The sequence below is a fragment of the Chromobacterium sp. ASV23 genome (genome assembly GCF_016428945.1).
GTDB lineage: Bacteria > Pseudomonadota > Gammaproteobacteria > Burkholderiales > Chromobacteriaceae > Chromobacterium > Chromobacterium sinusclupearum.
Window position 1 is genome coordinate 1 of the sequence record NZ_JAELTR010000010.1, and the last position, 11,345, is coordinate 11,345.

The 11,345-nt window shown below is 61.9% G+C and carries 6 protein-coding genes and 1 rRNA gene; 3 read left to right on the forward strand and 4 right to left on the reverse strand.

Going from position 1 to position 11,345, the window contains the following annotated elements; all coding sequences use genetic code 11:
* Positions 1–9: 9 nt before the first annotated feature.
* Together rrf and JHD59_RS06470 are read left to right on the forward strand one after the other, a co-directional pair.
* A 5S ribosomal RNA gene (gene rrf, locus JHD59_RS06465) occupies positions 10–124 on the forward strand.
* A 248-nt stretch (positions 125–372) separates the two neighbouring features.
* Positions 373–2,571, forward strand: a complete 2,199-nt coding sequence (locus JHD59_RS06470; protein ID WP_233163921.1) for an ATP-binding protein — start codon at positions 373–375, stop codon at positions 2,569–2,571.
* On the opposite strand, the gene JHD59_RS06475 is transcribed toward JHD59_RS06470, so the two are convergent.
* The 4 genes from JHD59_RS06475 to JHD59_RS06490 form a co-directional block, all read right to left on the reverse strand.
* A complete protein-coding gene (locus JHD59_RS06475; protein WP_043626009.1) occupies positions 2,564–3,553 on the reverse strand; it encodes a GlxA family transcriptional regulator in 990 nt (329 codons plus the stop codon). The genes JHD59_RS06470 and JHD59_RS06475 overlap by 8 nt on opposite strands.
* 123 nt (positions 3,554–3,676) lie before the next feature.
* Complete coding sequence (locus JHD59_RS06480) at positions 3,677–4,408, reverse strand: ABC transporter permease (RefSeq protein WP_083340883.1); 732 nt, start codon at positions 4,406–4,408, stop codon at positions 3,677–3,679.
* The gene (locus JHD59_RS06485; RefSeq protein WP_103317002.1) at positions 4,405–5,094 is read right to left on the reverse strand and encodes an ABC transporter permease; all 690 of its coding nucleotides are present in this window, start codon (positions 5,092–5,094) and stop codon (positions 4,405–4,407) included. Before JHD59_RS06485 ends, JHD59_RS06480 begins: the two co-directional genes overlap by 4 nt.
* A gap of 65 nt (positions 5,095–5,159) precedes the next feature.
* A complete protein-coding gene (locus JHD59_RS06490) occupies positions 5,160–5,924 on the reverse strand; it encodes an ABC transporter substrate-binding protein (RefSeq protein ID WP_103317000.1) in 765 nt (254 codons plus the stop codon).
* Positions 5,925–6,402: 478 nt separating this feature from the next.
* Between JHD59_RS06490 and JHD59_RS06495 the strand changes: the two genes are divergently transcribed.
* Positions 6,403–11,214 carry an NAD-glutamate dehydrogenase gene (locus JHD59_RS06495; protein WP_199153628.1) on the forward strand — a complete coding sequence of 1,604 codons (4,812 nt, stop codon included), beginning with the start codon at positions 6,403–6,405 and terminating at the stop codon, positions 11,212–11,214.
* Positions 11,215–11,345 lie beyond the last annotated feature (131 nt).

The window sequence follows — 11,345 nt, forward strand, 5'->3', positions numbered from 1 at the left end:
AAGTTTATGTCTGGTGGCCTTAGCGAGGTGGTCCCACGCCTTCCCATCCCGAACAGGATCGTGAAACGCCTTAGCGCCGATGATAGTGTGGCATTCGCCATGTGAAAGTAGGACACCGCCAGACGCCCCATACGACAAAGCCCAGCTCACACGAGCTGGGCTTTGTGCTTTTGCGTGCCGAATGCGCGAAACCCGCCCCGACAGCCACTGCCGGGGCTTTGCTGTTGATGCGGGTCTGATTGGCGCAGAAAGTGTGCCTGTGCTGTCGGTTAGGGTTGCGTTGCGAATATGGCGCCTTTTTGTGAAAATGCCCGGCGAATGTTTTATGCAAAGCATATCATTCATGATGTCATATGAATTTCGGGGCGGGTCTTGAGTAAATTCAAAGGTCGCGAGTGGCTTCTGTTTGGCGCGCTCTGGTTGCTTAGCAGCTTGTGGGTATTGGCCCAGTGGGGGAGCGGTGAGTACCGCCGTCTGCAGGACAGTTTCGAGCAAGCGGCTCACCAAGCCTACGCGGGCGTCGCGCGCAGGCTTGACCAGAACGAGTCCGTGTTGTCCGCGATCAATGCGCTGCTCATTTCTCATGAGCAGTTGGACGCGCCTGCGCTCAGCGCCTTTGCGCGGGAAATGTTGCCGCGCTATCAGCAGTTGTACGCCATTCAGTTTCTGCAGAATGTCACGCAGGAGGCGCGCGCCGAGTTTCTGCGCAACATGGGGGAGCGGTTCGGGGAAACTTTTTACATCCGCGACTACGGCGCGGAGGGTAAGCGCAATTGGCAGCCCGCTCCGGCCAGGCCGCAGGCGCTGATCGTATCCATGATCGAGCCGGATCTGCCGGCTTTCAGCCCGGTCTACGGTTATGACATGCTGGGCGATCCGCATTTTTCCGCGGAGTTGAAACGGGCGGTGGCAAGCGGGCAGAAGGTTTCGTCTCGTCCTTTCGAATTGTATGACGGTGGCGGTCGCGCCTATCTGCTGATGCAATCGCTGTATCGAGAGTCGGCTGGGGAGGCGCGTCAGGGCCGCGGCCGCGATCTTGCCGGCGTGGTGGCTTTGGTGGTGTTTTGCGACCGCCTGCTGCAGTTGCCTGAAGACCAGGCCTTGCCTGCCGGCTTGGACTTGTCCTTGCTGCCGCGGGATGGCCGCGCGGGGGGCGAGCCGCTGTACCAGCGCTTGCATCGGGATGGGGATCATGATTGGTGGCCCAAGATAACGCGCTTGACGCTGCGTTTGCCGCTGAACAGCGAGGCGCAGCCTTTTGTTCTCGGCGTCGAGCAGGATATCCGTCTCAATGATCTGGCGCTGCTGCCGCTGTTGCTCAGGGAAGTTTTCATTGCCTTGCTGTTGTCCGCTGCGGCGCTGATTTATTCCCAGCGTGTCGCCTTGCGCCGAGAGCGCAGCCAGGCCGATGAGGAGCTGTTCCTGCAGAGCGAGCGCGCGTCTGTGACCTTGAATGCGATACACGATGGCGTGGTGATTCTGCGGCAGGATCGTCGGATCGAGATGGCTAATCCGATGGCGCTGCAACTGGTGGAGATGCCTGCCGATGAGGTGCTTGGCCTGCCATGCCATGAAGTATTCCGCTTGATGGGCGAGTTGGCCGCGGAGTTTTCCGAGGATCCTATCAGCGAGTGTTTCCGGACCGGGCAGGCTGTGGAGCTGGCGGAGCGCATGCAGCTGACCACGGCGCGCGGCAAGGTGCATTCGGTGGAAGGCGGCATCGCGCCGTTGATGTCGCGGGACGGGGTGCAGATAGGCGTGGTGTGCGCGCTGCGCGATATGGGGCCGTTGCGGCAAAGGACCGCGGCAGCGCTGGAGGCCAGCGAGACTCGGGTCAAGGAGCATCTGGAGAAGCTGTCGCATGTGGCGCGGCTGCATACCATGGGCGAGATGGCGTCCGGCATCGCCCATGAGCTGAATCAGCCATTGACGGCGATCTCCAACTACTGCCAGGCCGCCATCCAGTTGCTGGAGGGGGTGGAAGACGCACCGCCGCAGGTCAACTCCGCTTTGAAGCTGGCGGTGGCGCAGGCCGGGCGCGCCGGAGAGATCATCAAGCGGCTGCGCGCGCTGGTCAGCAAGCGCGCCATCGAAACGCGGCTGATCGACGTCAATCAGGTGGTGGGCAACTGCATGTTTCTGGCGGAGTACGATCTGCGGGAGCGCGGCATTGAAGTGGTTCAGCTGCTATCGGGCTATTCGATTCCGGTGATGGCGGACAGCATCCAGCTGGAGCAGGTGGTGTTGAACCTGCTGTCCAATGCCATGGATGCCTTGAAAGACGAGCCGGCCTTGAAGCGCCATGTCATCGTCCACACCCGCCGCGAAGGCAAGAAGGGCATTCTAGAGGTGCGCGATACCGGGCGCGGCATTACGCCGGACTTGTTGGAAGTGTTGTTCCATCCGTTCTTTTCGACCAAGCCGCACGGCATGGGCCTGGGCTTGTCGATCTGCCAGACCATCGTGGAGCAATACGGCGGCTTGATCTCGGCGGAAAATATTCCGGCCAGCGGCGCCTGCTTCCGCATCGAGCTGCCGTTGGCCTTGCAGGCTGAGCGCCAACTCAGCTAGCGCGGTTGCCGATCTGAGTGCGCTGCGCGCGCTCTTCGCGCGGCGTGATGTTGAAATGGTTGCGATAGGTGCTGGAGAAGTGCGGCCCGCTGGAGAAGCCGCAAGCCAGCCCGATCTGCACGATGGATTTGCTGGTCTGCAGCAGCAATTGGCGCGCCCGGCTCAAGCGCAGCTCCAGATAGTATTTGGACGGCACGGTGCCCAGGTATTGCTTGAACAGCCGCTCCAATTGGCGTCGGGAGACGCCGACATAGTAGGCGATGTCGTCGGTGGACAGCGGTTCTTCGATATTGGCTTCCATCAGGCTGACCGCCTCGGTCAGCTTGGGCTGGCTGCCGCCGATGCGGGTGGCCAGCGGAATGCGCTGGCGCTCGTTGCCGGGGCGGATGCGCTCCATGCTGAACAGCTCGGACAACTGGGCGATGAACTCATGTCCCTGTTGCCTGCCAACCAGGTCCAGCATGAAATCAAAGGTAGCCGCCCCGCCAGCGCAGCTGAGGCAGCGCCCCTCGCTTTCGTACAGATTGGACGTTACGATCACATCGGGAAACTCTTCAGTCAGCCGCGCGATTTCGCGCCAGTGTATCGTGGCGCGCTGCCCAGCAAGGAGGCCCGCCCGTGCGAGCCAATAGCTGCCGCAGCCGATGCCGGCCAGCGTCATCTTGTCGGCGTTGATGCTGGACATGCCCTTGCTCAGTTCCTCCAGCGCGAAATCGCTGCCGATCTCGTCGGCCAGAATCACCAGATAATCCAGTTTCGGCGCGTACGACAGCGGCAGGTCCACCGCCAGCTTGATGCCGTTGGAGAGCTGTACTTGGCCGCCATCCAACGATAGCAGCAGGGTTTCGTAAAGCTTTTTCTCCGCGAGCAGATTGGCGTGGTTGAGCACCTCGGAGGCGCTGGCGAAATCAGCCATCGAGGCGTGGGGAAGCAGCAAGAAGCCGAAGCGCAACGGTTTGGCGGTTTGAGGCGTGTGAGCCATGTCTGAGCGGCAGGTAAGGTTGGCAAAAATACCGCCATGTCAGGGAGCCTGGCATGGCGGCTTGTCTTGCCTGCATTGTACGATTTATTTCAAACGCCGGGCAGCGGAATTCTCACCAGCGGCTTATTGCTTTCTCGGACCCAGAAAAGCCAGATAGCGCCGCTCCGCGCGCTTCATCAGCCAGACCAGGGCAAAGGTCAGCGCCAGATAGATCACGGCTGCGGTGAAAAACGGCTCGAACGGCATATAGCTTTCGCTGTAGATGCGGCGCGCCACGCCGGTCAGGTCGGCCAGCGTCACCAGGCCGGCGATGGCGGTGCTCTGCAGCATCATGATCACCTCGTTGCTGTAGGCCGGCAGCGCGCGCCGCAGCGCCGACGGCAGCACAATGCGCCGCAGCATCAGCCACTGGCTCATGCCGACCGAGCGGGCGGCTTCGATTTCGCCCCAATGGGTATTGCGGATCTGGCCGGCGATGATTTCCGTGGTATAGGCCGCGGTGTTCAGCGTGAAGGCCAGGATGGCGCAGACATAGGCGTTTTGCAGGTATTGCCAGGCCCAACTATCGCGTATCCAGTCAAACTGCGCCAGGCCGTAATAGATGATGAACAGCTGCACCAAGAGCGGCGTGCCGCGGAAGACGTAGCCGAACAGCCAGACGGCGCCGGACAGCGCGCGGTTTTTCGCCGTGCGCGCCACGGCTAGCGGGATGGCCAGCATCAGGCCCAAAAGCAGCGACAGGCCCAGCAACTGCAGCGTCATGATCAGGCCGTCGGTCGACGACAGCATGGGGCCGCCGTCGTGCGCGCCGAAGAATTCCGGCAAGCGTTCGATAATCAGTTTCGGATCGATCACAGCCCGCTCTCCTTGGTGCCCATCGAGTAGCGTTTTTCTGTCCAGTGCAAGAGCAGATTGGACACGCCGGTAATGCAGAGGAACAACGCGCCGACGACGATATAGACGTCGAACGGCTGCTGGGTGGCCGATTTGGCGGCGTCGGCCCGGTACATCACATCATTGAGGCCGATGACGGATACCAGGGCGGTGGATTTGACCAGCACCAGCCAGTTGTTGGAGAAGCTGGGCAGGGCATAGCGCACCATCTGCGGCAACTGGATGCGGAAGAACACGCGCAGCGGTGACATCCCGTAAGCCAGGCCGGCTTCCATCTGACCCTTGTGCACCGCCATCATCGCGCCGCGGAAGGTTTCGGTCATGTACGCGCCGAAAATGAAGCCTAGGGTGGCGACGCCGGCGATGAACGGGTCGATATCGGGCGCTTGCCAGCCGAAATGGCCGCAGATGTCGTTGAGCGCCATCTGCGCGCCGAAAAACAGCAGGAACATCCACACCAGATCGGGAATGCCGCGCACCACGGTGGAATAGCATTCGGCGAGCAGCGTCAACGCGCGCGACGAGGTGGATTTGAACAGCGCGCCGATGAGGCCGAGCGCGACGGAAACGGCCAGCGCGGAGCCGGCCAGCTTCAGCGTCAGCACCGTGCCTTCCAGGATGCTGGGAAGGTAACCTTGCAAAAACATGGGCAATCTCGGAAGAGGGGATTGCGGGAGCAGGCGCGCGCCGCGCGCCTGCCTGGGAGCGGGGATTAGCCGCCGTAGACGTCGAAGCTGAAGTACTTTTCCTCAACCTTCTTGTAGCTGCCGTCCTTGCGCACGGCCTCGATGGCCTTGTTCAGGCGGTCGAGCAGGGCCTTGTTGCCCTTCTTCACGGCAATGCCGGCGCCCAGGCCGAAGTACTTGACGTCGGAGTAGTTCGGGCCGACGAAGGCATAGCCCTTGCCTTGCGGCGTCTTCAGGAATTCGCCTTCGCCCACGGCGCCGTCCACGAACACGGCATCGACGCGGCCGGACTTCAGGTCCAGGAACGATTCAGGCGACTTGGCGTACGGCACGATGGTGGCGCCGTTCTTGCCCCAGAAGTCCTTGGCGAATTTTTCCTGGGTGGAGGCGCGCAGCACGCCGATTTTCTTGCCCTTGAAGCTGGCGGCGTCTACCTTGGTGCCATCCTTGGCCACCAGGCGGCTGGCGATGTTGTAGTATTTGCCGGTGAAGTCCACTGCCTTTTGGCGTTCCGGGGTGATCTGCATCGAGGAGATGATGGCGTCGAACTTGTTGGCGTTCAGCGCCGGGATCAAGCCGTCCCAGTCTTGCGGCACGATCTGGCAGGTGACTTTCATTTCCTTGCACAGCGCGTAGGCCATGTCGATGTCGAAGCCCTGCGGCTTGCCGTCGGCGCCTTGCTTGGAGAACGGCGGGTAGTTGAGGTCGATGCCGAAGCGGACGGTTTCCGCTTGGGCGGACAGGGAGGCGATCAGGGCGAAGCTGGCGCTTGCAATCAGGGCTTTTTTCATGATGTTGCTTCTACTTCTCTTATTTTGGCCGTCGGCAGGCGCCTGCGCGACGACTGGCTTGTAAACCCCGCAGCGGAGCCGACGTTATTGTTCCGATCCGGGTCGTCTTGTCTTGCTGGCTGGCCTTTATCTGCCGCGCTTGTGAACAACAAGTGGCGGAATTGGTCAATCCCCATAAGCAAGTGCGCACATTCTACCTTACTTTTCCAAAAAAATGGAAATATCATAAAAATCAATAGGTTATGAATGTTTTTCCTGATTGGCTACAATGCGCGGTGCGATGGTCTTTGTGTAACTGGCCGTCGCTTTGCTGTAATGTATGGCCTGGATTTCCGGCCTGCTTATGCCCCCGTGTTGTTGCCGGCGGAATACGGCTTGCGCGTTTTATGTAAGCCGATGTCGCATTCAGGAAATCCGGTATGGGTGCCGCTATCTACAATGCCCCGACAACCTCCCTGCTCACAACAAGAGAAGCTAAATGTCGCTTACCAACAAGACTGAACTGGCCAGCCTGATCGCAGATATCCAGGCTGTAGCCGAGAGCAAGCTTTCTTCCCAGGAGACCCAACAACTCGCCGCCTTCTTCCCGAGCTACTTCGAAGAGACTGAACACGCCGACCTGCGGCAGTTCTCCTCGCTCGACCTGTTCGGTGCCGCAATGGCGCATTACGAGTTCGCCGGCAAGCGCTCTGCCGGCCAGGTCAAGTGCCGCATCTACAACCCCGATTTCGAACGCGACGGCTGGCAAAGCACCCACACGGTGATCGAAGTGGTGAACGACGACATGCCGTTCCTGATCGACTCGATCACCATGCTGCTGTCGCGCTATAACCTCAATCTGCACCTGTTGGTGCATCCGGTGCTGTCGGTGGCCCGCGACAAGAGCGGCGTGATGAGCGCCGTCAAGCGCACCGAAGACCGCAGTCTGCCGTTGGAGTCGTTCATCCACGTGCAGATCGACCGCATCAGCGACGCCGCGCTGCTGGCCAAGCTGGAAGCCGAGCTGAAGCGCGTGCTGGCCGATATCCGCCTGGTGGTGCGCGACGAACCCAAGATGCGCGAAATGCTCGCCGGCATCAGCAAGGACTTGTCCAAGCTGAAGGGCGAACGCGCGGCCGAAGCCAAAGAGGCCGTGGCTTTCCTGGAGTGGATGGCCGAGCGCAATTTCCTGTTCATGGGTTATTGCGACTACGACCTGGTCAAGCGCGACGGCAAGGACAGCCTGCGCATCGTCAAGGATTCCGGCCTGGGCATCCTGCAGGATCAGGGCGACAAAGAGTATTCCGCCAGCTTCGAACAGCTGCCGCAGGAATTGCGCGAACTGGCGCACCTGCCGCAGCTGATCATCCTGAACAAATCGCAAACCCGCTCCATCATCCACCGTCCGGCCTATGTCGACTTCGTCGGCATCAAGCGCTTCAACGACAAGGGCGAAGTGATAGGCGAACGCCGCTTCCTCGGCCTTTACACCGCCAGCGCCTATCAGACGTCGCCGAAGGACGTGCCCATCCTGCGCCAGAAGGTGGCCAGCGTGGTCAAAAGCTGCGACTTCGTCGATGACAGCTACAAGTCCAAGACGCTCGGCTTCGTGCTGGAAAGCTACCCGCGCGACGAATTGTTCGAAATTCCGGCCGAAGTGCTTGGCCCGATTGCCGAGGGCATCGTCAGCCTGCAGGAACGCCCGCGCGTGCGCCTGTTCGTGCGCGCCGACCGCTACCATCGCTATGTCAGCTGCCTGGTGTATGTCCCGCGCGACAGCTTCAGCACCGAAGTGCGGCTGAAGATCGAAAAAGTGCTGATGAACGCTTTCGACGGCGCCAGCGCAGAGTTCAGCGTGCAGATCGGCGACGGCACCCTGGCCCGCGTTCACTACATCATCCGCACCAATGCGTCCAAACTGCCGGAATTCCATGAGGGCGATATCGAAGCCGAAATCGCCCGTCTGGTGCGCGGCTGGGTGGAGGAGCTGCACCAGCAACTGGTGGAGGCCTATGGCGAAGAGCGCGGCAACGGCTTGTTCAATCGCTACAAGGAAGGTTTTCCGGTGGCCTACCGCGAGGAATTCGCGGTGCGCAACGCCGTGCTGGACATCCAGCAACTGGAGGCGCTGAGCGCCGAGCAGCCGTTAGCCATGAAGCTGTACCGCCCCTTCCACCGCACTGGCGCGGCCTTCAATCTGAAGCTGTTCCGCGAGGCAGAACCGCTGGGCCTGTCGGCCAGCCTGCCGATTCTGGAAAACATGGGCGTCAAGGTGCGCGATGAGCACCCGTACTGCGTCAAGCGCGTCGATGGCAGCCTGGTGTGGATCAGCGACTTTGGCCTCGATATCGGCAGTTTTGGCGAGCAGATGTCGCAGGACCAGGTGCAACACGACTTCCAGGAGCTGCTGTCCCAAGTCTTCGCCAAGCGCTGCGAAAACGACGGCTTCAACCGCCTGGCGCTGGTGGCCGGCCTGGATTGGCGCGAAATCTCCCTGATCCGCGCGCTGGCCAAGTATCTGCGCCAGGGCGGCCTGACTTTCAGCCAAGCCTATATCGAGCAGTGCGTGGCCAACTATCCGGCCATCACCCGCAGCCTGGTGGAACTGTTCTACGCCCGTTTGGACCCGGCAGGCTTCGACGACGAGAAGGCCGAGCTGCTGCTGGCCGCCGTGCGCGGCATGCTGGACGGCGTGGCCAATCTGGATGAAGACCGCATCCTGAACGGCTTCCTGGCCGTGATCCTGGCCACCCGCCGCACCAACTTCTGGCAGAAAGGCGCCGACGGCGAGTTCAAGTCCTACATCTCGTTCAAACTGGAATCGAACCAGATTCCGTTCCTGCCGCAGCCGCGTCCGCTGTTTGAAATCTGGGTGTACAGCCCGCGTGTCGAAGGCGTGCACCTGCGCGGCTCCAAGGTGGCGCGCGGCGGCCTGCGCTGGTCTGACCGGATGGAAGACTTCCGCACCGAGGTGCTGGGCCTGGTGAAGGCGCAGATGGTGAAGAACTCGGTGATCGTGCCGATGGGCTCCAAGGGCGGTTTTGTCGGCAAGCAGCTGTCGGCGCCGAGCGAGCGCGAGGCTTTCCTGGCCGAGGGCATCGCCTGCTACAAGATCTTCATCTCCGCGCTGTTGGACGTGACGGACAATCTGGTGACCGGCCAGATCGTGCCGCCGAAGGACGTGCGCCGGCTGGACCCGGATGATCCGTACCTGGTGGTGGCGGCCGACAAGGGCACCGCAACCTTCTCCGACATCGCCAACGGCATTTCCGAAGCCTACGGCTTCTGGCTGGGCGACGCTTTCGCCTCCGGCGGTTCCGCCGGCTACGACCACAAGGGCATGGGCATCACCGCCCGCGGCGCCTGGGAGTCGGTGAAGCGCCACTTCCGCCACCTGGGCGTCAATACCCAGGAGCAGGACTTCACGGTAATCGGCATCGGCGACATGGCCGGCGACGTATTCGGCAACGGCATGCTGCTGTCCGAGCATATCTGCCTGAAGGCGGCGTTCAACCACCTGCACATCTTCCTGGATCCGACGCCGGACGCGAAGAAGAGCTTCGCCGAGCGCGCGCGCCTGTTCAACCTGCCGCGCTCCAGCTGGACCGATTACAACCGCGAGCTGATCTCCAAGGGCGGCGGCATCTTCGAGCGCAGCGCCAAGTCCATTCCGCTGTCGCCGGAAGTGAAGGCGTGGCTGGAAACCGACAAGGACCACATGGCGCCGAACGAGCTGATCCATGAGATCCTCAAAGCCAAGATCGACCTGCTGTACAACGGCGGCATCGGCACCTACATCAAGGCGTCCACGCAGAGCCATGCCGACGCGCGCGACCGCGCCAATGACCCGGTGCGCGTCAACGGCAACCAGCTGCAGGCGCGCGTGGTGGCCGAGGGCGGCAACCTGACGTGCACCCAGCTGGGACGCGTGGAGTTCGCGCTGGCTGGCGGACGCATCGCCACTGACGCCATCGACAACTCGGCCGGCGTCGATTGCTCCGACCACGAGGTCAACATCAAGATTCTGCTGGGCGCGGTGATGCAGGCCGGCGACATGACGCTGAAGCAGCGCAATGAGCTGTTGGCCGAGATGACCGAGGAAGTGGGCCATCTGGTGTTGCGCAACAACGTGCTGCAAACCCAGGTGCTGGCGATCAAGCGTCTGGAAGCGGCTTCCATGCTGTCCACCCATGCCCGCATGATCACGCACATGGAGAAGACCGGCGAGCTGAACCGCGAGATCGAGTACCTGCCGACCGAAACCCAGATCAACGAACGCCGTCTGGCCCGCCAGGGCCTGACCGTGCCGGAGATCGCGGTGCTGCTGGCCTATAGCAAGATTTCGCTGGATCAGGCCATCCTGGCCACCGACCTGCCGGACGACCGCGACTTCCTGCCGGTGCTGGTCAACTACTTCCCGAAACCGCTGCAGCAGCGCTTCGGCAAGCAGATGGAACAGCATCAGCTGCGCCGCGAGATCATCTCCAACCAGCTGGCCAACCAGATCATCAACCGCATGGGCACCACTTTCGTGTTCCGCCTGCAGGAAGAGTCGCCGTTCTCCGCGGCCGACATCGCCCGCGCCTGGTGGATCGCCAACCGCGTGTTCGACGCGGAAAGCCTGTGGGGCCAGATCGAAGCGCTGGACAACAAGGTGCCGGCCGACCAGCAGATGCAGCTGATGGTGCTGGTGCGCACGCTGGTGGAGCGCGCGACGCGCTGGCTGCTGCGCAACAAGCGTCCGTTCGGTTCCGTCAACGCGGTGATCGAGCAGTACGCCGCCAAGGTGCAAGGCCTGCTGGCCCAGTTGCCCAAGCTGGTGCCGTCCGCGCAGTATGCCGGCGTGGCCGAGCTGGAAGCCCGGATCGCCCACGCCAAGCTGCCGCAATCGCTGCAGCAGGTGCTGGCGCGTCTGGAGTACGCCGTGCCGCTGATGGACATCATCGAAATCAGCGACGGCAGCAAGCTGGCGCTGGAGCAGGTGGCGGCCAACTACTTCCAGCTGGGCCGGGCGCTGCAGCTGGACTGGCTGCGCGACGCCATCACCAGCCTGCCGCGCGACAACCGCTGGCAGTCGCTGGCCCGCTCGGCGCTGCGCGACGATCTGTACCGCGTGCACCGCGATCTGGCTCGCCAGGCGCTGCAGGATAGCGCCGCGGCGGCTGGCTTCGCCGATCAGTGGCTGGTCAAGCGCCAGGCTGCCGTGGAAGTGTGCGGCCAGATGTTCGCCGAGCTGCAGTCGTTCAGCGCGCTGGATCTGGCGATGCTGTCCGCCGGCATGCGCGAGCTGAACAACCACCTGCTGGCTTGATGCTTGCCCGGTTCGTCCCGGCTTGAGCCGGGATGCAGTCAAACGCCGCGAGACTCGCTCGCGGCGTTTTCTTTTGGTATTTTTGCAAAAATATGGAATTTAATGCCACTGTTTGGCGATTATTGATTTAA

Coding starts and splice junctions, on each gene's coding strand:
- JHD59_RS06475 (WP_043626009.1), bottom strand. CDS start 3,553: ATGGCTCACACGCCTCAAACCGCCAAACCGTTGCGCTTCGGCTTCTTG.
- JHD59_RS06485 (WP_103317002.1), bottom strand. CDS start 5,094: ATGTTTTTGCAAGGTTACCTTCCCAGCATCCTGGAAGGCACGGTGCTG.
- JHD59_RS06490 (WP_103317000.1), bottom strand. CDS start 5,924: ATGAAAAAAGCCCTGATTGCAAGCGCCAGCTTCGCCCTGATCGCCTCC.
- JHD59_RS06495 (WP_199153628.1), top strand. CDS start 6,403: ATGTCGCTTACCAACAAGACTGAACTGGCCAGCCTGATCGCAGATATC.